The following is a 21,877-nucleotide window of genomic DNA, read 5'->3' on the forward strand; positions in this document are numbered from 1 at the left end:
ATAAAGTTAGTTTGTCTAGCATCTAAAATAAAAATTGACGTTTCACGTTGTTTGTTTCGTTCAGTTTTCAAAGAACTTGTCCATCGCTTCAGAAGCGACTTCATCATATTAACATCTTCATTTTTCGATGTCAACTAAGTTTTAAAATTTCTTTTTTATCGTTTTCTGCGTTTCCGCATCAGCGACGTTTATTAATATACCATCATGGTTTTTAAATAACAAGTGTTTTTTATAAAAAAACAAAAAAATTATCTATCCTACTTTCTTCTATAGTAAAACCTTTTATTCTCTCTACTGAAAATAAGTATTTTGATTGTATACCAATACACTCTAATTAACCAAACTGCCTTTCATAATCCCTCCCACCTTTTCATTCTCTTCTACATTAAAGTCCACATTTAAAAAGAAAATAGCTTCGCCACTTCCTAATAATACGAACATGTTGATTTTTTGTCCCTCCACACAAATCATTACTAATTGAAAGAACCGGTTGTTGGCAGATAGCTCCACCCCAACCGAATTCGAGGCGAGAATTTTATCGTCCGACCAACGGCGGGATAGATAACGAAATTCCAACGAAACATCAACTTAAGATTATTGTTAGAATTTTTTTACATTTAATTAATGAAAAATATCCATTTTTTGTTATATAGTAAGAAAAGACGTATTCAACTACAAATAAGCCAATGGAGGAATTACTTTATGGATAGGTTAACGAAGTTTTCATTAAAAAACCGCGCCGCTGTTATCATCATGGTTTTTCTCATTTCCATACTCGGTGTTTATTCCGGCTCTAAATTACCTATGGAATTTTTACCTAGCATCGATAATCCCGCAGTCACCGTTACAACCTTATCTCCAGGACTCGACGCCGAAGCAATGACAAAAGAAGTAACCGCTCCCCTTGAAAAACAATTTCGCAACTTAGAACACATTGACAACATCACCTCTTCTACTCACGAAGGATTATCACGCATCGATATCGCGTATACATCCAAAGCAAATATGAAAGATGCCACACGTGAAGTTGAGAAGGCCCTTACTACAATTAAATTACCTAAAGATGCAACAAAACCGATAGTTAGCCAATTAAATACTTCTATGATTCCACTCGCTCAAATTGCAATCCAAAAGCAAAACGGATTTTCAAAAGCAGATGAAAAACAAATCGAAAAAGAAATCGTACCACAACTCGAAAGCATTGATGGTGTTGCCAACGTTATGTTTTTCGGAAAATCAACTTCTGAATTATCTATTATACTAGATCCAAACCAATTAAAAGATAAAAACGTAACACCGGAACAAATATTAAAAGTTTTACAAGGAAAAGAAACTTCCACTCCAGCTGGAGCTGTTACCGTTAATAAAGAAGAATATAACCTTCGTGTCATCGGGGATATAAAAAATGTAGATGACATTAAAAACATCACCGTTGCACCTCAAGTAAAATTACAAGATGTTGCTCAAATTGAACTTAAACAACACTACGATACAATCTCACATATAAATGGCGAAGAAGGCACTGGATTAATCATCATGAAAGAGCCAAGTAAAAATGCAGTTGCAATCGGAAAAGAAATCGATAAAAAAATTAAAGATATAAGTAAACAATATAAAGATCAATTTTCTATTAAACTTTTAGCGTCAACTCATGAACAAGTTGAAAATGCTGTTACTAGCATGGGAAAAGAAGTAATCCTTGGAGCAATTGCTGCAACTCTAATTATCTTAATCTTTTTACGCAACTTCCGAACGACACTCATTGCTGTTGTCAGTATTCCATTATCTATTTTATTAACACTCTTTTTACTACACCAATCTAACATCACACTTAACACTCTAACACTTGGTGGTTTAGCCGTTGCAGTTGGACGTCTCGTCGATGATAGCATCGTTGTCATTGAGAATATTTTCCGACGTTTACAAAAAGAAGCTTTCTCTAAAGATATTATTCTCGATGCAACGAAAGAGGTCGCCGTCGCAATTACTTCTTCTACTTTAACAACGGTCGCTGTTTTTTTACCTATTGGCCTCGTATCAGGAGTAATCGGAAAATTAATGTTACCTATGGTATTAGCGGTCGTATATTCTATACTATCATCCTTAATCGTTGCACTAACAGTTGTTCCACTTATGGCTTTTTTACTACTCAAAAAAACAAAACACAAAAAGCCAAGTTCTTCACCACGATATGTCGCTACATTAAAGTGGGCTCTTTCGCATAAATTCATTATTCTACTTACTTCTTTTTTTATTATTCGCAGGATCGATCGCCGCCTATGTATTACTACCGAAAGCGAATATAAAATCTGAAGACGACACAATGTTATCTATTAATATGACTTTTCCGGCTGATTACGCTCCTGAAACACAAAAACAAAAAGCTTTTGATTTCGAAAAGAAGCTACTTTCTAATTCAGATGTAACGGATGTTATTTTACGAATGGGATCTAGCGCAGAAGATGCACAATGGGGGCAAACGACGAAAAATAATCTCGCAAGTATATTGGTAGTCTTTAAAAAAGGTTCTGATATTGATCAGTATATTAAAGAGTTAAAGAAAGAACATAAAACTTTTGAGCCCGCGGAACTTGATTATATAAAAATGAGTTATTCAAGCTCTGGCAGCGGCAATAATTTGCAATTCAACGTAACAGCCACTAACGAAACGAATTTAAAAGAGGCTGCTACTATCGTCGAAACAAAACTAAAAGATATGGATGATCTTTCTAAAGTAAAAACGAATTTAGAAGACTCTAAGAAAGAATGGCAAATCCATGTTGATCAAACAAAGGCCGAACAACTAGGATTAACACCAGAATTAGCAGCTCAACAAGTAGCATTCCTTATGAAGAAATCACCTATTGGTGAAGTTTCAATCAATAACGAAAAAACTACTATTATGATAGAACATAAAAAAGAAAGTATTACTAAACAAGAAGACATTTTAAACACAAACATACTATCACCTATTAATGGACCAATTCCTTTAAAAGACATTGCAACTATTTCAGAAAAGCAACTTCAAACAGAAATTTTCCATAAAGATGGAAAAGAAACGATTCAAATTACCGCAGAAGCTTCAAATGAAGATTTAAGCAAGGTAAGCACTGAAGTGAACAAAGCGATAGCCGACCTAGATTTACCTAGCGGAGCAAAAGTAAATATCGCAGGCGCCACTGAATCTATGCAAGAGAACTTCACAGATTTATTCAAGATTATGGGGATTGCAATCGGGATTGTATATTTAATTATGGTTATTACCTTCGGGCAGGCGCGTGCTCCTTTTGCAATCTTGTTCTCCTTGCCATTAGCTGCTGTCGGCGGTATTTTAGGATTAATCATTTCAGGAACACCAGTTGATGTAAATTCCTTAATCGGTGCATTAATGTTAATCGGGATTGTCGTTACAAACGCTATCGTATTAATAGAAAGAGTACAACAAAACCGGGAACATGGTATGGAAACGAGAGAAGCCTTACTCGAAGCAGGTTCCACTAGACTACGTCCAATTATTATGACAGCTATTACAACAATTGTTGCTATGCTCCCACTCCTATTTAGCCAATCACAAGCAGGAAGTATGGTATCAAAAAGCCTAGCCGTTGTTGTTATCGGTGGTTTGGCAGTCTCAACTGTTCTTACATTAGTAATCGTTCCAGTTATGTATGAACTATTAGATAAAATCGGGAGAAAAAGACGCTCTCGTAGAAAAATAAGCACTTCTACAGAAACACCTGATATTTAAAAGAAAGAGGTTGTCCCAAAAGGTCGTTAAAAACGACCTTTTGGAGACAATTTCTTATATTTTACCTTTATATGGATAAAAACCCCAATCATAAATAGAAAACCCATTGTTTTTCTACTTATGATTGGGGTTTTTTCGCTTTTGATTGAGCTGTTGTTGTCCATTTCCGTAAATTATGGGCAACACAAATAAGACCCCATTCCAGTCGATTTTTGGAAAGGCCTCGTAAGGAAAAACGTTGGAAGAAACGATTATATTTAATATGACCAAATACGGGTTCCACCTCTATTTTTCGCTTTCCATATAATTCTTTACCTTCTTTTGTATGTAAACGTTCGCGTACTTCTTTTCGCTGTTTTTGATTTTTGACAGAGACACTGATAGATTTTGTTTCTTTTCCTTTGGCACATGTTTCTTGAAATGGACAGTCTAAACATTCTGTACAACGATAGGTTCTTTTGATAGAAGTATAACCATTGCTTGTTTGTTGTTTGCTTTCATGTGAAAAAATAAGGCGTTTTTCATTTGCACAAATCCATTCATCTAGCTCTTCCTCATAAAACATATTTTCCACGCGACCTATTTGTTTCGTCCACGCCTTCGTTTGTTCTTTTTCAAACGTATTGTATTTCACATATGCTTTCATTTTTTTCTCTTCACAAAATGCATAGTTTTCTTCACTTCCATAACCAGAATCGGCAACTACATTTTGAGGCTTTACACGATTGTACTTCTCAAATATTTCAAAATGAGGAATCAAACAAGTTGTATCTCCCGCTTTTTGATGAATACTAAACCCTGTAATAAATTGATCCTCGGTTCCGATTTGTATATTGTACCCTGGTTTAAGTTGACCATTTTTCATGTGATCTTCTTTCATCCGCATAAAGGTCGCATCTGTATCTGTTTTTGAAAAGCTATTTCTTTCTTGAAATGTTTCTTTATGAGCTTCGTATTTTATTTTGCGTGGAAGAAGATCATTTTCTAACTGACGCTTTGCTTTTTTCATCGTTTTATTTTTCGGTTCATCTTGTAGGCGTTTTTCTAAGGTTTGAATGGTTTGTTTAATTTTTTCTGAAGTGACCGAACAGGTATCTTTCATTTGTTCTTCTTCTAATTCCGCTTTCTGATCGTCTTCACTTGCTTGTTCAATTGTCGCGACAATTTTTTGGTACTTCTCATCTAGTTTTTGATCATATTTTTCTGTGGATTTTTTCCATACAAACGTATATCGATTGGCATTTGCCTCGATTTTTGTTCCATCTAGAAAATAATCTTCGAGTTTGACAAGCCCTTCTTGTTTCAACAGGTCGATGAGAGAGAAGAAAGTTTCATAAATCACGTCTTTCATGCGCTCCGATCGAAAACGATTGATCGTACGAAAGTCTGGTGTTTTTTCATCAGAAAGCCACATGAAATGGATATTTTCATGGAGTTGTTCTTCAATTTTTCGAGAAGAATAGATTCCTTTTGCGTAGGCATATAATAAAATTTTCAACATCATTTTTGAGTGATAAGGTGGTCTGCCACCACCTGGATAACGTGATAAGAGGATAGAGAGATCCATCGCTTCTACAGCCGTATGAACCACACGTGAAAGATGATGTTCAGGAATATGAACCTCAACATCTAGTGGAAAAGTCAGTTGGTTTTTGTTATAATCTATAAACATAAGAGAATCGTTCCTTTCTTTTGATGATTTGGTTGTGGTGACTTAATTATATCAAAATGGACGATTCTTTTTTATATTTTCCGTAAAGAAAGAGGTTGCCCAAAAGTAGCTATTCAGCTACTTTTGGGACAACCTCTTTTTCTCTACCTGCTCATATAATCCATCACTTTTTCCACATACCGCTCTAGCGGTTCACTAGAGTCCACAATAAGATATTCACTATGTAAAGGTCTTTTACTACCATTTAACCACTTTTTAAAAGCTACTTCGGAATCCACTCGACCAACCTGACTGACCATACGCTTACGTGTTTGTAGCCTATTGTTAATCTCTTCCATATCATTAAGATAACATTCGATATATTTATATTTTACACCATGTTTATTAGACAGTTTCATTCCTTTTTCAACCATTCCTTCATATAAAGTGAAACTTTAATCAGTGGGGGTTGTTCATCCCCCACTGATTATTAGTTGAACCAATCGGGCTTTTACGGGCAGTTAATCCCCCACCTAACTTCTTTGCTTTCGCTGAATTTTGAGGTGGGGGTCTTACTGCCCGTTAAATGCGGGATAGACATGGACTATCCAATATCACACTATGCCCTTGGTCTAAATAAGAATCAATCAATGCCCACTCAACATCGTATGATACTCCTCCAACAACCGCTGATTCAATCCCTTTCATTTCCAATGACTGTAACAACGCTGATTTCAAAACGTCATGATCTACAATTACAGCACCTGTTAACTTCGCTATATACTTAGAAACTGTCGATTTTCCCGATCCAGGAAATCCTGACATTTGCAGAAAAAACAAATTAAACCCACTCCCTCATTTTCATCTTCTTATCCTAATATTCGCGAGCAGCAAGACCCCACTAATTAAAGTTTCACTTTATTTATATAACGAATTACAAATTCAACAATCGCTATACCTTTTCCTTCTATATTAAAACGCAAAAAGAACCCCCTACTTATAAGTAGAGAGTTCCCCTTTACAGCTTATGCAGCTTTTACCTTCTTCGTCGTTTTACTTTTTCTTTTCGCTCCTGTAAAACGTTTGTGCAATATAGATGCTACTAATCGTGAAATAACATTGAATAGTAATACCATAATAATTAATACAGCTGCAGATTTTGTCGCAATTAACTTCGCATCTGGGATAATCCCTTCAGAATTTAACTTCCAAATGTGAACCGCTAACGTTTCAGCTGGTCTAAATGGATTTAAAGGATGAGCAGGACTTGAGAAGTCCGCTGCTGAATTTAAAATTGGAGATGTTAAACCCGCTGTGTAAATTAATGCTGCTGCTTCACCAAATATACGACCTGCCGCTAAAATAACACCTGTAATAATTTGCGGTAATGACGACGGGATAATAATACGAGTGATCGTTTGCCACTTTGTTGCACCTAACCCAAGGCTCGCCTCTTTCACATTAGCAGGAACTTCTGAAATCGCATTTTCACAAACACGTGTTAAACCTGGCAAGTTTAAAATCGTTAAAGCAAGGGCACCACCCATTACTGTGTATCCCCATCCTGTCATTGTAACGAACACTAACAAACCGAATAAACCAACAACAATAGAAGGTAAAGATGCCATTGTCTCGATACATAAACGAACAAAGTTTAAAAAACGTCCTTGTTTTGCATACTCTGCTAAATATATTCCAGCGCCTAATCCAAGTGGAATAGATATAATAAGCGTTATAACAAGCATATAGAATGAATTGAATAACTGCGGACCAATCCCACCACCAGCTCTTGTATTGCTTGGTTCTCCAAACAGGAAATTAGGATCCCAAAAACCCCATCCCTTTTGTAAAATCTCAAATACTAAGAACACTAGTAAAGCTACGACTAAAGCCGCAACCGCATAAAAGATACCTGTCCAAACTTTATTTACCGTCCTTGCATTCATTATTATCGCTCACCTCTTTGCCCAATTGCTCGAATAACTAAAATAAACAGGAATGAAATAACAAGTAAAATCATTGCTAAAGTCCATAGCGCATTGTTCCAAGCAGTTCCGTTTAATGTATTTGTCATATCCATTGTCAAAATACCAGTTAACGTTGCTGTCGGACTATATATTCCTTCTGGTAATTTAACCGTATTCCCAATTACCATTTGAACCGCTAACGCTTCACCAAAAGCACGCGCTAAACCTAAAACAACACCTGTTAAAATCCCTTTTTTCGCAGCAGGAACAATTACTCGGCTAATCGCTTGCCATTTCGTTGATCCTAAACCATAAGAAGCTTCTAAATAATCAAATGGAACAGAGCGTATTGCATCAGAAGCGATACTAGCAATAGTAGGTAAAATCATAATACTCAGGACAATAATACCTGCAATTAAACTAAACCCTACTCCCCCAAACGAATCACGTAATAGCGGTACTAAAATTGTAACCCCTAATAATCCGTATACAACCGAAGGAATACCAACTAATAATTCTAAAACAGGCTTCAATACTTTATTTCCAAACTTCGGCGAAATTAAATTCATGAATATAGCAAGAGCTATAGCAATTGGTGCACTAATAATAACCGCACCTAACGAAACCACCGTTGAACCTACAATGAAAATTACAGCCCCGAAAGTTCCCTCATCAGCATTTGGACTCCATTTTGTCGATGTTAACATCTCAGTAAACGAGATACCACTTTGCGTAAAAGATTGAATTCCTTTACCGCAAATAAACGCAATAATAGCTAATGTAACTAAAACAATAAAAATACCACAAAACGTAACAAGTGATCTTCCTATATATTCACTTTTCACGTAATTAATTTGTTTTTTCCCCTTCATCACAGGACAGACCCCACTTCATAAATTGAAATGAACAGGACTGGCCTTGCAGCCAGCCCCATAAATTTTATTACTTATTTAATTTAGACATTGGAATATAACCCATATCTTCTACTTGCTTTTCAAAATCTTTACCTTTTACATAGTCAATGTAAGCTTTTGTTGCTTCTTTCGCTTCACCTTTCGTTACCATGTACTCGTAAGACCAGAATGGATATTTACCAGACGCAATGTTTTCAACTTTTGGTTCAGCACCATCAATTTTCACTGTTTGTAGCGCACCTTTTTTCTCGCCAACCATGTAAGACATTGCTAAATAACTTACTGAACCTGGAGTAGAATTAATCGCTTGCTCTACTGCACCGTTAGAATCTTGTGTAGTACCAGTTCCGTCATTAATTTTCGCATCTTTCATAATTGTTTTTTCAAATGTAGCACGTGTACCAGAAGAAGCTGGACGGTTAATTACGTTGATTTTTTCATCTTTCCCGCCTACCTCTTTCCAGTTTGTTACTTTTCCAGTGAAGATATCTTGTACTTGTTGTACTGTTAAGTTATCAACTTTTACATCTTTATTTACGACAAGTGCGAATGCAATACCCGCCACCTTGTTATCTACTAATTCTTTCGCCTTATCAGCATCTTTTATTTTATCTGCAGATGGAACATCTGAGTTACCAATTTGGACCGCACCAGAAGCTACTTGGTTAATTCCAGTTCCACTACCGCCACCTTGCACTTGAATAGAAACGTTTGAATTTTTCTCCATAAATTTCTTTCCAGCTTCCTCTGCAAGAGGTTGAAGTGCTGTAGAGCCTGCAGCTGCTATCGTACCTGACAATTCTTGTTTTGCATTATCGCTTCCTTTAGCATCTTTACCTGATGTCTCTTCTGCTTTTCCACATCCCACTAATGAACCCGCTACCACTAAAGCTGCTAAAGAAAATTTAATACCCTTTTTCATGACCATGTCTTGTACCCCCATTTGGATTATCACTTTTCACATTTATCTACTTCTTTCGAACACAAATTCATTGTAGGACAATAATATTATGTGAGTGTTAAGCAATTTTTAATTTTAAGTAAATGACGATAATAATCCTTAAAAACTAGGAATCCCAACATTTATAGTTAAAGAACCCAACAAAATCCACACTAATTAAGCTGTAATGTAAATTTACTCTTAACAATGTAAATTAAATGTAAATGTTTTTCGCTCTTTTTCCCTTTTAGTTAAAGTTACATTTACAATTCCGCTGTATTTTGTTACTTTTACACGCCTAATTTATGCACATTACACAGAATTTCAGTAATATTTTTTAGTACAACTAAATAAATTGGAACAATTCTAAAAATAAATGAATATTTTTAAAGTACCAATTGACAGCATCATCCAATGTAGTCTACTATATTACTAACAAAAAGTTTACCTAAGGAAACTTTTTAAACTTAAACTAACAATATAGAGATGAGGTAACTTTTATGGTATCGGCTAATATAAAACCACTTTCCGAATTTAAGACAGGAGAGTTTGTACAAATTGAGAAGATACAATTAGAAGGAACTATGAAACGACGTTTATTAGATTTAGGATTTATCCCTGGGGCAACAATTAAAGTATTACAACGCAGTCCACTTGGAGATCCGGTCGCTTATCAAGTAAGCAACACCACTATTGCACTACGTAAGGAAGAAAGCTCCCTTATTTTCGGGATATTAATAGGAGATGATTTCAGATGAGCAAACATCGCATTGCTTTAGCCGGCAACCCGAATACCGGGAAAAGTACATTATTTAATACTTTAACAGGCTTAAAACAACATACTGGAAACTGGACAGGAAAAACTGTTTTAAAAGCTGAAGGGGAATATGAACATAACGGTAGTAAATATACATTAATAGATTTACCTGGAACTTACTCACTATATTCAAATTCTGCAGATGAAGAAGTAGCAAGGGATTATATTATATTTGAAAAACCAGAAGTAACTGTAGTTGTTGTCGATGCAACTGCTATGGAGCGAAATTTAAATTTAGCACTCCAAGTGATGGAAATGACGAGCAACGTAGTCATTTGTATTAACTTAATTGATGAAGCTGAGAAAAAAGGCATCGTTATTGATGAAAAGAAATTAGCAAAATCACTCGGTGTACCTGTAGTTAAAATTTCCGCTCGTAACCGAGTAGGCATCGGTCATTTACTAAATGTTATTGCCAAAGTAGCAAATAAAAAGCTAATTCCAACACCAATTAAAATTTCTTACAGCGAAAAAATCGAGAATATGATTCAGGAATTAGAACCACAAATTTATAAAGTGTTCGGTGATACGTATCCAGCACGCTGGATTGCGTTACGTATATTAGATGGAGATAAAAATTTCTTAACTACACTTCAAAAACACCATAATGAACCACTTGTAAGGGAGGTCGTAATGAATGGAATCTCACTCAGCCAGTAAAGCTCTTCCATTAGACTATATTATTCAACATGCACAAGCACTATCAAAAGAGGATATACGAGATGATATTGTCGGAGATATTTACCGAACATCTGCAAGCATATGTAAAGAATCTGTTCAATATACAAATACGGATAAATTGTATCGTTCTGAAAAACTAGATAAAATTTTCACATCTCCAATCTGGGGATTCCCAATTATGCTTGGTATTTTATCTATCATTTTTTATCTTACAATTGCAGGGGCTAACGTACCATCTGATATGATTGCTGAGTTCTTCGGATGGGCCGAAGGATATTTAACATCTTGGTTTCAAGCAGCACATGCACCTGAATGGCTACATGGCATTTTAATACTTGGTTTATTCCGTGGTATCGGTGCTGTTATTAGCGTTATGTTACCACCTATGGCCATCTTTTTCCCCATGTTTGCACTGTTAGAAAACTACGGATACTTACCACGAGTTGCGTTTAATATGGACCGCTTATTCAAACGCTCTGGTGCACATGGTAAACAATCTTTAACAATGGCAATGGGCTTTGGTTGTAATGCAGCAGCCATTATGTCAACACGTATTATTGAATCACCACGTGAACGTATGCTTGCAATCTTAACAAACAACTTCGTTCCTTGTAACGGTCGCTGGCCTATGTTAATTTTAATGGCTTCATTATTTATGGCTGCCGGTTATACAGGTAGTATGCAAACATTGGTTACTGCTGGAGTTGTAGTTGGAATGGTTGTAATTGGTATCGTTATGACATTAACCGTTTCTTGGGTACTATCAAAAACAGCTTTAAAAGGCGTTCCAACTCACTACACACTCGAGTTACCACCATACCGTAAGCCAAAGGTTTGGAATACAATTGTGCGTGCAACACTCGATAAATCCGTCTATGTTTTAAAACGAGCTGTTGTTGTAGCTGCTCCTGCGGCTGCATTAACTTGGTTACTTGCTAATATTTTCATCGGTGACACAAGCCTACTTATGTATTTTGTAAACTTCCTAGATCCATTCGCTAAAATGTTAGGACTTGACGGATTTATTCTAGCTGCGTTCATTCTTGGACTACCAGCGAACGAAATTGTTATCCCGATTTTATTAATGTCTTACTTATCAACCGGAGCTTTAACTGAAATAGATGATTTTAATCAAATTAAAAATCTATTCTTAGAAAATGGTTGGACTTGGTTAACGGCGTTAAACACAATGTTGTTCTCACTTCTTCATTTCCCATGTGGAACGACACTGGTTAACATATATAAAGAAACAAAAAGTGCAAAATGGACATTCTTATCGTTTGCAATCCCTACCGTTATCGCTATTGTTGTGACATTCCTCTCTACACAATTGGTACATTGGTTAGGGCTTGTATAAAAACAAAGCATACATAGAAGGTATCCCCCTTCACATATGCTTTGTGCGAAAGAAACCTGAAATTATTCAGGTTTCTTTTTTTGCACATCATTATTCCAAGGCTGCGCTCCATACGTTGTAATTTTTTTATGAATGTAGTATATAGCTCCCGGAAGAACTGCCATTAATATTGTGCAACTAATCCCTAATCCAGTAAACAACCTCCATCACCTTACTTCACTTTCTTTGGTAATGCTGAACCTGAATGTTCAATTGTTGGATCAACGTGAACATTAATTTCAGCATTACTAAAATAATTCTGGCCTCGATCCCAATTCTTACTAATTTTCTTCCACTCTTTATAATTATGCTTCTTATATACCTCTCCTAATTCCAATACATCTACTTTATATTTTTTTGAACAAGCTGTATAGATTTTTCAATACGCTTCTTCATTTCCTTTGAAATTTCTTTCTTTAAAAGCTTTTCATTCATCACTTGTTTCGGTTCATTAAAATGTAACTCAGCTAATATGCCTTCTGTGGACAAATGAATATCAAACTTCGGTTTTGTAGCATTTTCAGTAGACACTTGGATCTTTCGGCGCAACTTATGAATTTCATATGTAATGAGCTGATTCTTTTTACGAACAGTAAAGAAACCTCCAATTTTTTTACCTATTACATAGTTCATTCCTAATGTTTGCTCTCCACTCAAAGTTCCAACGCACTTATTATCCTTTCCACGAATCAATGCCGCTCCTTCCATTTGTACGCCTTGTTTAGTTAACCCTAAGAGAGGTAATGCAAAACTTCGATCTGCGATCATTTTCCCTTGTACTTCACCAATTCTCGCCGCCTCAATCATTTGAGCGTTTTTCGGAGGATGTTCAGCTAACATATCAATATACTGCGCCGGTAAGTTTTCAGGTTTTGCACTCTGTTTTAAAATAGATTCTGCATTTTTCTTGGAAACGAACAAACGAATATTTCTTCTCATTTCATGATCACGAAAATATACATCTAACGTATTTTGCAAAACATACGGATTTGCTAGTAATTCATCCGAAAAAATAATGACTTGTATATGCGGAAAAAATAATGTTCGACTAATTTTTTTAGCAATTATTCTTATTTGCTCAAAGACGCTATCTGCTTTCGCACTTACGTTAATATAATTTTCACTATCTCCATCGCCCTGTCCACTTTGTTGTGCTAACTTACTGGGAAGTACCATCTGATACGTCCCTTTCATAATCGGATTTGATTTCTTTTTCTTCACAATATCGTAAACTGCGCCTACTACAAATCCTCTTTCTTCTATTTCTTCTAGTTCAGAGCACCCACTTATAGACCCAGCTAAAACCATAACCATTATAATTTTAAGAAGGTGTTTCATTTCTACCATTCCTTCTTTTTATTTTATATACAATAAAAACTAGCAAAGGCGCTAATACGACAAACCCCATATCTATCCACGCTAAATACGTTCCGTAACTTGATAACGTATTTAAATTACCCGGGAGCATATTCAGCATAAAAATTAGAGGCGCGCTTCCGAAAATAAAAATATGTTTCTTCACTTTCGGAAACATAGCACAAAACAATAGAGATGCGACGTCATAATACATGGCTGTAGTGTTATAAATAGTAATAATCCAAGTCGTAAAAAAAATTGCATCGAACCTTTCTAAAAAGCCTCCACCAATTTCAATTTCTTTCCCTAATTCAATTGTTGGGTATGTCAATCCACGAGTTGTCATATATGTAAAAACACTAATACACGTTACATAAATTAAAATGTATGAGAGCACATTTACTATCACTGCTTTCGCAACTGCCATTGGTGCCTTTTTCGCTGTCTTATCATTCAACAACACAGCATAAAACAGAGCTACCTCAAATCCAATAAATGTGAATATAGAATTTTTAACCCCAACAGCGTATTGACTTACTTCCGTTTGGAAAGCTGGAAACAAATTGTTTATTTCCATTAAATTTATATTTAATAAAGAAAGAAGCACTATTGCAATTAAAACAATAGGTAAGAACATAACATTTAATCGTAACAAAGCTGCTCTCGATCCTGCTATTCCATAGATAACAACCAATAAGAAGAAAAAAGATAGTAGCTGTACTGGTGTCTCACTAAATAAATACGTTTGCGAAATAATTGCAATCATTCTTGATTCATATGCTGTCAAAGCAGCAAACGTTAATACTAAAACCATACTAATCGTGTATGCTACCGGCTTTGTCAAATGCGTACTCGTATATTGAACAAAGTTTTGTTTTGGAAATAAAATAGCCACCCTCGTTACAAACCAGCCTAAAACTGCACATATCAATCCACCCAAAAGCAAAATAATCCAACCATCTGAAAATAAAGTTTGGTTAGCAATATCCCTTGGCATAGATAATGCGCCTATACCAATAATGGTCGATGATACCGCAAACCCAATTTCCCGAGATCCAATTTCTTCATCGCCATACTCAAATGGTTTCAATTATTCTCGCTCCTTTGGACGTACTGTAGAATCTTTTGTTTGTAAATATTCCGGTCTCTCTTTCAACATTGATTTTGGCATGCGAATAAACTCTTCTTTCCAATCTTTATAAAATGCAGGAGCAATTGGAGTCGTATACGGTACACCAACACTTGTTAAATTTGTAATATGAATAGCAAGCGCAATAAGAGCTAGAATGATTCCATACAACCCAAAAGCAGTTGCTGCTAATACAAAGACGAAAAGTAAAATTCGAAACGTAATTGTGATGCTATACACTGGAAGTGAAAATGTAGCAATAGCTGTAACCGCAATAATAATAACTAAAAATGGATTTACAATTCCTGCGTTCACCGCTGCTTCTCCAATTACAAGCCCACCTACAATCCCAATTGTTTGCCCCATCGGTTTCGGCAACCTAATTCCCGCTTCTCGTATTAATTCCATCGTTAATGCCATCATTAACGTTTCTATATAGGCAGGAAACGGAACACCTTCTCTTGCCCCGGCAATCGAATAAGCCAATTTAGAAGGAATAAGTCCTTGGTGATATGAGACGAGCGCTACATACATCGCCGGCATTAAAACTGCAACTATACCAGAACCCATTCGCAAAATTCTTAATAAAGTCCCTATTACCCAACGCTCATAATGATCTTCCACAGATTGAAAAATATCAACAAATACTAGCGGAGCTATAAGGGCAAACGGTGATCCATCCACCAAAATAGCTGCCTTTCCTTTCGCTAATGAGGCCACAACATTATCAGGCCTTTCCGTATTCAAAAACTGCGGAAACGGCGACAAATTATTATCTTGAATTAATTGCTCAATTGTACCCGTCTCAAAAACGACATCTGTCACTATGGATTGAAGACGCCGATCTAGCTCTTCTACAATGTAAGGATTAATAATGTCTTCTATATATACTAAAGTCACTTCTTTTTGGGATCTCTTCCCCATAATATAAGATTGAAATCTCAGCTTTGGGTCACGTAAACTACGGCGAATTAACATTTTATTCACGTTAATATCTTCATTTAATCCAATCCTCGGTCCACGTATTAAATCTTCTGTTACTGGTGGTTCTAAACTTCTTTTTTCCCAAGCTCTACTATTAATCACGATAGCTGTTTGAATATTATCAATTAATATAACTGTATCTCCCGCTAAAATCGCATTTATAATATCCGGAAATGTTGTCTTCTTACCGACTTCCGCAATAGAAATAAAACGATCCAATAACGTTTGAACGATAGCTGCTTCTTTTTGTACTTCTTCATATTGAAGTGTACGAACTACATATTTATAAACATTATCCTTATCTGTTAACCCACACAGAAAAATAACAGCACAACGTGTAAAACTGCCAGCAAGGGCAACTTCCCTAATTGTTAAATCATTCGGTGAACCTAACTCATCCCTAATTTTTTTCATAACTTCAAATAAGTTACCTTTTAGCTCTAACAAGTCCCCCACCTAACTTCCTTTTCAACAAGTTTTTAGTTAGATTCCGCTAATCGAAGAAAATATATACAAAAAAGAGCTATCTCTTTTCAAAGATAGCTCTAGCATTAGAATTACTTTTCTACTATTATATTGTCTGTCTTTATAGACACATTTTTCGTGAACCCACTAACGATAAACATCACAATCATATTCATTAACAACGCGACTATACCTACATTTAAATCTTTTATATATTGAGGGAAACTCGGAAACATCGTAGCTATAGTTGAACCCGATAGAGTAATATACGCAACCACTAACAACCCAATCCCCATCCCTGCAATCGCTCCTTGCTTCGTAATAACCTGACGTGGAAACAGACTACATACAAGTGCAGGGAAAAGCTGTGTCACTATACTATATCCCATTAAAAGAAGTGCTCCTATCGTTTCTCCACCTTTAAAAGTAAACAAAACAGCTACAAGCGTTACTACAGGAACAAATAATTTCGCTGTTTTTGCCACTTGTCGATCCGAAGCAGATGGGACCATTGTTCGGTAAATATTTTTCGCTAATAATGTAGAAGCGGCCATGACAAGCATAGAACCTGGAACTAATGCCGTTAAAACTCCGGCACTACCAATAATCCCAATAAACCAAGGATCAAAAGTTTGAAGAGCCAGACGGAATAACGAAAGGTCTACATCCCCTCCCTTTAATCCAGGAACTTGTAAGATAGCTGCAAACCCTGCAAAGAACACGAAAAGTAAAACTAAAGAATACAGTGGCATAATGGCCGCATTTTTACGAAATACTTTTTCATTTTTTGCAGAGAAAGCAGAGGCGAATGTATGGGGCCACATATAGAAACCGAGAGCTGTTAATACAATAGTAGAAACAAACCAAGAAATGCTCATTCCTTCATCAGGTAAAGATAAAAACCCTGGTTTTGCTGCTTCTACAGCTTCAAACATCGGCTGAAATCCTCCGTAATAATGGTACGGTAAATATATACCTAAAAACATAACGATAAACAGGATCATAATGTCCTTCAAAGCGGCCGTCCAAGCAGAGCCGTGTATACCTGAAACCATTACATATATCGTTATAACAATTGCGCCAATCCACACTGCTATAACTGGCGATACCCTTCCATAAGACGCTTCCGAAACGATAATTCCTAATCCTTTTAACTGTAAAACAAGGTATGGGATAATCGAAATAACCCCAATGATAGAAACGATAAGGCCAAGTGCCTGACTCTTATATTTCTTCACAAAAAAGTCTGGCTGTGAAACTAGATTATGCTCTTTTGCATACTTCCAAACTGGTGGTAATAAAAAATAAGATAAAATATAAGCTAATGCACCATAACCTAAAATATAAAAAGTAGGTGCTCCTTTACTATACGCCCATCCACTTCCACCTAAAAATGTGAATGTCGTATAAATTTCACCTGCCATAAGAAGAAAAACAAAAATAGTACCAAAGCCTCTTCCTCCAACTGACCATTGCTCTAAATTCATATCTTTTCCGTGTTGTGCCCGAATTCCTAAAAATAGTGCGAGAAACAAAAATAAAATAATGATAAGTAATGCGGTCATTTTACATCCCCCTTATTAGCAGGATCAAATACGTACACAATCCCCATACAAAGAGATGTAATAAGCACTGATAATAATACCCAAAATAATAAAAATGACATCCCTAATATGTAAGGAGTAACTGAATTAGCAAATACGGGTCCAACAACTAAACAAAAAACTGGAATAAGCGCTAATACGTGTATTTTCTTCATCTCATTCTCCTTTACTTATGAAATTCATAATCGATGATACAAAGACTTGCACACCAATCGATAATGCATCTTCATCAATCGTAAAACGAGGGTGATGATGAGGATATATAATTCCTTTCTCTTTATTTCCTGCACCGATAAAAAAGAATGTACCTGGTGCTTTTTGTAAAAACGCTGAAAAATCTTCTCCAGCCATCGTCGGCTGTAAACGCGTAACTCGTTCCCTTCCATAAAGCTGTAATGCTGTTTGCTCAATAATCTCTGTAACTTCATAATCATTTACGACTGGACGATATCCATATTCATACGAAAACGTATATTTCGCTCCGTAAGCTTCCGTCACATGCTTTACAATCTGTTCAATTCTTTTCTCTGTTTCTTCTCGCAACTCATGCCTTAAACTCCGCACTGTCCCTTCAATCTCCGCTTGTTCTGGAATCACATTATGAGTTGTCCCAGCGTGAAATTGCGTAACAGATACTACAAGAGAATCTAACGGATTCGTGAGCCGAGATACAATTTGCTGAAGTTGCGAAACCACTTGTGTACCGATTGAAATACTATCAACTGTTTCATGAGGGATTCCAGCATGGCCACCTTTTCCTTCTATTATAATTTTAAAAACATCTGGAGCAGCCATTGCGGGACCATAAATTACACCTACTTTTCCAACCTCTAACGATGCCCAAAGGTGAGCACCAATAATATAATCGACCCCTTCCATTACACCCGCTGCAACCATTTCCTCTGCACCACCAGGAAAATTTTCTTCAGCATGTTGGAATAGAAAACGAATCTCCCCTTTAATCTTCTCTCTTGCTTCTACTAACTTATGTACAACTCCAAGTAATATCGCTATATGTCCATCATGGCCACATGCATGCATTACACCCGGATATGTAGAAATAAAGTCAAACTCATTTTCTTCATGAATAGGAAGAGCATCCATGTCAGCTCGAACCGCAACTATTTTACCAGGCTGCTTTCCAATCAACCTTGCCATTACACTATATTTAGTAGGTCTTGATACTTCTAAACATGGAATTTCCCGAAGTATATCGAATACAAACTGCGATGTTTTCTCTTCTTGAAAAGATAACTCTGGATACTTATGAAAATGCCTTCTCCACTCAACCAACTGATCCTTTGACAAAACAAGTTCTTTTGCAACATCCATTTCTCTTCTCCCCTTCTTCACCAAGTTAAATGTTATTATAACGTGAATTGTTAACTTTTAAAAGAATCTTCTGAATTTTATATCATGGTTACTTAAAAATAAAAAGCCATCAAAAGATGGCTTTTTCATTATTATAAAATAGTAATTGCTTGTTTCCCCATTTGCTCCCACGCTTTCTCAAACTCTGCTCGTGGAACAGCGAAACGTGGATTATTTTTTAGTGGATCATTTACATATACAAAGTTTTGATCGTATCCAACTACTACTACACTATGCTCAAAATATGTAATTTTCACTTCACCAGAACTTGTATTCCATGTTTCAAAACTACTTTCAGCTAGCGGCTGAAACGTTGTATTAATAATAACCCATACTGGAGAACCAGAACTAATTACTTTATATAGATCTTTCACGTCTCTATCTGTTAAATTAATTACTTTTTCAGAAACATATTTTTCTGCTAAATTAAAGATTGGTTTATTGTATACACCATATCCTGGTTCAGCTTTCGTATAAATATTTCCAACAAACCCCTCATAAGGATTTCCGCGCAAACCATTTTGTTCAAATGGAACTCGATGAATTTCACTAGCAAGTTGCATCTTATCTACTTGTACACCTTTATATTGTAGCAACATAGCTAAGCTTGTCACTTCACATCCACGAGGTAATTCTGGTAACTGCTTTATAAACGGAACATTTTCAATCATAGCCGCTTCTTTCATTTCAGATAGAAAATCTAAGCGTAGCACTTGTGCCTTTTGTATAATCTTATCTTTCCCTATAAAAAACGCTGCAGCAAATATAATTCCAAAAACAAAAAGATATTTTAACTTTTTCATTTTAAACAAAACTCCATTAATTATTATTTTACAGACATACCTCTTACCATTGTACCTTTCTTCTTACTAGTTTGCTAGAAAGATTCTGTGAATTATTGTTCACAACTACATCGTTATAAAATTCTAATTATTTTTAATAAAAAGAAAAAACAATATACTTTTCTGAATTTTTTTGCTAAAATCGAAATAATTAACATAGTGAAGATATCACCTTGTTAATAAAAACATTCTTAGGGTATTTAGTCATAGTTCGTTTTTTACATACTCCATTCATTTCATAGTAAATAAACCGAGTATGTGTCATATCCCCCACTAATGATTAAAGACTCAGAATGAAAACCAGTTAACACATATAAAAAATAACGGGGTGAGGGGCATATGAATCAACAAGTAGAACAAACAGATTTAAAACGTACAATGAAAAGTAGACACCTATTTATGATTGCACTTGGTGGTGTTATCGGAACTGGCCTATTTATGGGATCTGGTCAAATCGTCCATAACGCCGGCCCTGGTGGTGCTATTCTTGCATTTTTAGTCGGTGGATTTGTTATGTATTTAACGATGTTATGTCTTGGTGAATTATCTGTTGCTATGCCAGAAGCAGGTTCATTCCAAAGCTATGCAAGCAAATTTATTTCACCTGGTTTTGGTTTTGTTGTCGGTTGGATGTATTGGTTAAATTGGGCTGTTACAGTTGGAGTAGAGTTAACAACTGTAAGTATTTTAATGAAACGCTGGTTTCCAGATGTTTCTTCGTGGATTTGGTGTGTTACATTTGCAGCAGCACTCTTTCTTGTAAACGCTCTATCAGCAAAAGCATATGCAGAAGCAGAATTTTGGTTCGCTAGTGTAAAAGTCGCAACCATCGTTATTTTCATCGTACTCGGTGGTGCAGTTATGTTCGGTCTACTAGACTTTAACGGAAAACCAGCTCCAATGCTTCACAATTTCACTGAAAATGGCGGATTATTTCCGAATGGTGCATTGGCTGTTCTTCTTACGATGATTACAGTGAATTATTCTTTCCAAGGAACAGAATTAATCGGAATCGCTTCAGGAGAAAGTGAGAATCCTGAAAAAACAATTCCAAAAGCAATCAAAAATACCATTTGGCGAACGCTATTCTTCTTCGTCCTAGCCATATCAGTTGTTGTAGGTTTACTCCCATGGCAAGAGGCTAATCTAGTCGAAAGTCCATTTGTACTTGTATTTGATGTAGCTGGTATTCCATATGCAGCAGACATTATGAACTTTGTTATTATTACAGCTGTATTATCCGTAGCCAATTCTGGTCTATACGCAAATTCACGTATGCTTTGGGCAATGGCAAAACAAGGAATGGCAAGTCCAGCATTTACGAAGTTAACGAAAAAAGGCGTACCATTAAACGCATTGATTTTCAGTCTAATCTTTGCAAGTCTATCCCTATTAACAAGTATATTTGCAGCAGATACTGTCTTTTTAGTTTTAACATCTATCGCAGCAATGGCTGCCGTTGTCGTTTGGATGTCAATTGCGGCTTCACAGTTTTTCTTCCGTAGAAACTTCGTGAAAAACGGTGGTGACATCAATGATTTAAAATATCGCACACCACTTTATCCGCTCGTTCCAATCGTAGCATTCTCACTCAATTTCATTACATTTGTAAGTTTAGCTTTCATTCCAGATCAGAGAATCGCTCTTTATTGCGGTATTCCATTTATGGTTATTTGTTACATTTTATATCAAGTGAAATATAAAAAAATTGTCACATTTGAACAACAAATAAGTCTAAAAAAAGAAGTAAACTAAATATACAAAATATTCAGCTATCTTTCTTATCATAAGATAGCTTTTTTCTATTTCTTGGGTATCCTGGTATAACTTTATTTATCTTAAAATTTTCACAATCGCATTTTTCTCTGGAAAATAGTTTACAATGTAATCAAGTTACAAATGATATTCACCTTAAAAAGTGTGCATTTGTGTCTATTTTTTAACAATATCTCAAAAACTATTGCCTTCTATAAATTAATAGGTTTATATTGTTTTATTGGCATAGTTTCAAT

General features: G+C 35.7%; 16 protein-coding genes and 4 pseudogenes. 5 read left to right on the plus strand and 15 right to left on the minus strand.

Annotated features, from left to right (window positions below):
* Nucleotides 1-330: 330 nt before the first annotated feature.
* Nucleotides 331-576, minus strand: coding sequence for a hypothetical protein (locus PDQ68_RS25025; RefSeq protein WP_011040015.1), 246 nt, complete (start codon nt 574-576; stop codon nt 331-333).
* Nucleotides 577-702: 126 nt separating this feature from the next.
* Here PDQ68_RS25025 and PDQ68_RS25030 point away from each other — a divergent pair.
* Nucleotides 703-3,748 (plus strand): annotated as a pseudogene (locus tag PDQ68_RS25030) (efflux RND transporter permease subunit).
* Nucleotides 3,749-3,866: 118 nt separating this feature from the next.
* On the opposite strand, the gene PDQ68_RS25035 reads toward PDQ68_RS25030, so the two are convergent.
* The 6 genes and pseudogenes from PDQ68_RS25035 to PDQ68_RS25060 form a co-directional block, all read right to left on the minus strand.
* Nucleotides 3,867-5,420, minus strand: a complete 1,554-nt coding sequence (locus tag PDQ68_RS25035; protein ID WP_061183010.1) for an IS1182-like element ISBce1 family transposase — start codon at nt 5,418-5,420, stop codon at nt 3,867-3,869.
* Between the two features lie 143 nt (nt 5,421-5,563).
* Nucleotides 5,564-5,845 (minus strand): annotated as a pseudogene (locus PDQ68_RS25040) (AAA family ATPase); the annotation flags it as partial.
* A gap of 151 nt (nt 5,846-5,996) precedes the next feature.
* Nucleotides 5,997-6,239, minus strand: a pseudogene (locus tag PDQ68_RS25045) (P-loop nucleotide/nucleoside kinase family protein); the annotation flags it as partial.
* Nucleotides 6,240-6,424: 185 nt separating this feature from the next.
* On the minus strand, nt 6,425-7,345 hold the full coding sequence (gene pstA / locus PDQ68_RS25050) for a phosphate ABC transporter permease PstA (RefSeq protein ID WP_000994138.1): 921 nt from the start codon (nt 7,343-7,345) through the stop codon (nt 6,425-6,427).
* Nucleotides 7,346-7,347: 2 nt separating this feature from the next.
* The gene (gene pstC, locus PDQ68_RS25055) at nt 7,348-8,238 is read right to left on the minus strand and encodes a phosphate ABC transporter permease subunit PstC (RefSeq protein ID WP_011040013.1); all 891 of its coding nucleotides are present in this window, start codon (nt 8,236-8,238) and stop codon (nt 7,348-7,350) included.
* 70 nt (nt 8,239-8,308) lie between these two features.
* Nucleotides 8,309-9,208, minus strand: coding sequence for a phosphate ABC transporter substrate-binding protein PstS (locus PDQ68_RS25060; RefSeq protein WP_000245119.1), 900 nt, complete (start codon nt 9,206-9,208; stop codon nt 8,309-8,311).
* 512 nt (nt 9,209-9,720) lie between these two features.
* On the opposite strand from PDQ68_RS25060, the gene PDQ68_RS25065 reads away from it, so the two are divergent.
* The 3 genes from PDQ68_RS25065 to PDQ68_RS25075 are packed head-to-tail and all read left to right on the plus strand — an operon-like array spanning nt 9,721 to nt 12,075.
* The gene (locus tag PDQ68_RS25065) at nt 9,721-9,978 is read left to right on the plus strand and encodes a FeoA family protein (RefSeq protein ID WP_000252983.1); all 258 of its coding nucleotides are present in this window, start codon (nt 9,721-9,723) and stop codon (nt 9,976-9,978) included.
* Entirely contained in the window at nt 9,975-10,697 is a 723-nt protein-coding gene (locus PDQ68_RS25070) for a FeoB small GTPase domain-containing protein (RefSeq protein WP_000033861.1), read from the plus strand. The genes PDQ68_RS25065 and PDQ68_RS25070 overlap by 4 nt, the downstream gene beginning before the upstream one ends.
* A complete protein-coding gene (locus PDQ68_RS25075) occupies nt 10,675-12,075 on the plus strand; it encodes a nucleoside recognition domain-containing protein (protein WP_000443586.1) in 1,401 nt (466 codons plus the stop codon). The genes PDQ68_RS25070 and PDQ68_RS25075 overlap by 23 nt, the downstream gene beginning before the upstream one ends.
* Before the next feature lie 62 nt (nt 12,076-12,137).
* Here PDQ68_RS25075 and PDQ68_RS25080 read toward each other — a convergent pair whose 3' ends face one another.
* The 8 genes and pseudogenes from PDQ68_RS25080 to PDQ68_RS25115 form a co-directional block, all read right to left on the minus strand.
* A complete protein-coding gene (locus PDQ68_RS25080; protein ID WP_000493992.1) occupies nt 12,138-12,275 on the minus strand; it encodes a hypothetical protein in 138 nt (45 codons plus the stop codon).
* Nucleotides 12,276-12,286: 11 nt separating this feature from the next.
* Nucleotides 12,287-13,452, minus strand: a pseudogene (gerLC, locus tag PDQ68_RS25085) (spore germination protein GerLC).
* Complete coding sequence (gene gerLB, locus PDQ68_RS25090; protein ID WP_061183009.1) at nt 13,436-14,560, minus strand: spore germination protein GerLB; 1,125 nt, start codon at nt 14,558-14,560, stop codon at nt 13,436-13,438. The pseudogene gerLC and the gene gerLB overlap by 17 nt, the downstream one beginning before the upstream one ends.
* Entirely contained in the window at nt 14,561-16,039 is a 1,479-nt protein-coding gene (gene gerLA / locus PDQ68_RS25095; RefSeq protein ID WP_153016931.1) for a spore germination protein GerLA, read from the minus strand.
* Nucleotides 16,040-16,140: 101 nt separating this feature from the next.
* The gene (locus tag PDQ68_RS25100) at nt 16,141-17,613 is read right to left on the minus strand and encodes a sodium:solute symporter family protein (protein ID WP_061183007.1); all 1,473 of its coding nucleotides are present in this window, start codon (nt 17,611-17,613) and stop codon (nt 16,141-16,143) included.
* On the minus strand, nt 17,610-17,807 hold the full coding sequence (locus tag PDQ68_RS25105; protein ID WP_061183006.1) for a DUF3311 domain-containing protein: 198 nt from the start codon (nt 17,805-17,807) through the stop codon (nt 17,610-17,612). The genes PDQ68_RS25100 and PDQ68_RS25105 overlap by 4 nt, the downstream gene beginning before the upstream one ends.
* Before the next feature lies 1 nt (nt 17,808).
* Nucleotides 17,809-18,984: an amidohydrolase gene (locus PDQ68_RS25110; RefSeq protein WP_061183005.1), complete on the minus strand. Its 1,176-nt coding sequence runs from the start codon at nt 18,982-18,984 to the stop codon at nt 17,809-17,811.
* Nucleotides 18,985-19,115: 131 nt separating this feature from the next.
* Nucleotides 19,116-19,826 carry a C39 family peptidase gene (locus PDQ68_RS25115; RefSeq protein WP_000734471.1) on the minus strand — a complete coding sequence of 237 codons (711 nt, stop codon included), beginning with the start codon at nt 19,824-19,826 and terminating at the stop codon, nt 19,116-19,118.
* A 378-nt stretch (nt 19,827-20,204) separates the two neighbouring features.
* Between PDQ68_RS25115 and PDQ68_RS25120 the strand changes: the two genes are divergently transcribed.
* Nucleotides 20,205-21,620, plus strand: a complete 1,416-nt coding sequence (locus tag PDQ68_RS25120; protein ID WP_001076070.1) for an amino acid permease — start codon at nt 20,205-20,207, stop codon at nt 21,618-21,620.
* Nucleotides 21,621-21,877: the final 257 nt, after the last annotated feature.

This window comes from Bacillus cereus group sp. Bc010, assembly GCF_027716745.1.
Lineage (GTDB): Bacteria > Bacillota > Bacilli > Bacillales > Bacillaceae_G > Bacillus_A > Bacillus_A pacificus.

Excerpts from the sequence above, each read along its gene's own strand:
- PDQ68_RS25065 (WP_000252983.1), top strand. The coding sequence starts at position 9,721 with ATGGTATCGGCTAATATAAAACCACTTTCCGAATTTAAGACAGGAGAG.
- PDQ68_RS25110 (WP_061183005.1), bottom strand. The coding sequence starts at position 18,984 with ATGGATGTTGCAAAAGAACTTGTTTTGTCAAAGGATCAGTTGGTTGAG.
- pstC (WP_011040013.1), bottom strand. The coding sequence starts at position 8,238 with ATGAAGGGGAAAAAACAAATTAATTACGTGAAAAGTGAATATATAGGA.
- PDQ68_RS25100 (WP_061183007.1), bottom strand. The coding sequence starts at position 17,613 with ATGACCGCATTACTTATCATTATTTTATTTTTGTTTCTCGCACTATTT.
- PDQ68_RS25120 (WP_001076070.1), top strand. The coding sequence starts at position 20,205 with ATGAATCAACAAGTAGAACAAACAGATTTAAAACGTACAATGAAAAGT.
- PDQ68_RS25115 (WP_000734471.1), bottom strand. The coding sequence starts at position 19,826 with ATGAAAAAGTTAAAATATCTTTTTGTTTTTGGAATTATATTTGCTGCA.
- PDQ68_RS25060 (WP_000245119.1), bottom strand. The coding sequence starts at position 9,208 with ATGGTCATGAAAAAGGGTATTAAATTTTCTTTAGCAGCTTTAGTGGTA.
- PDQ68_RS25075 (WP_000443586.1), top strand. The coding sequence starts at position 10,675 with ATGGAATCTCACTCAGCCAGTAAAGCTCTTCCATTAGACTATATTATT.
- PDQ68_RS25035 (WP_061183010.1), bottom strand. The coding sequence starts at position 5,420 with ATGTTTATAGATTATAACAAAAACCAACTGACTTTTCCACTAGATGTT.
- PDQ68_RS25070 (WP_000033861.1), top strand. The coding sequence starts at position 9,975 with ATGAGCAAACATCGCATTGCTTTAGCCGGCAACCCGAATACCGGGAAA.
- pstA (WP_000994138.1), bottom strand. The coding sequence starts at position 7,345 with ATGAATGCAAGGACGGTAAATAAAGTTTGGACAGGTATCTTTTATGCG.
- PDQ68_RS25105 (WP_061183006.1), bottom strand. The coding sequence starts at position 17,807 with ATGAAGAAAATACACGTATTAGCGCTTATTCCAGTTTTTTGTTTAGTT.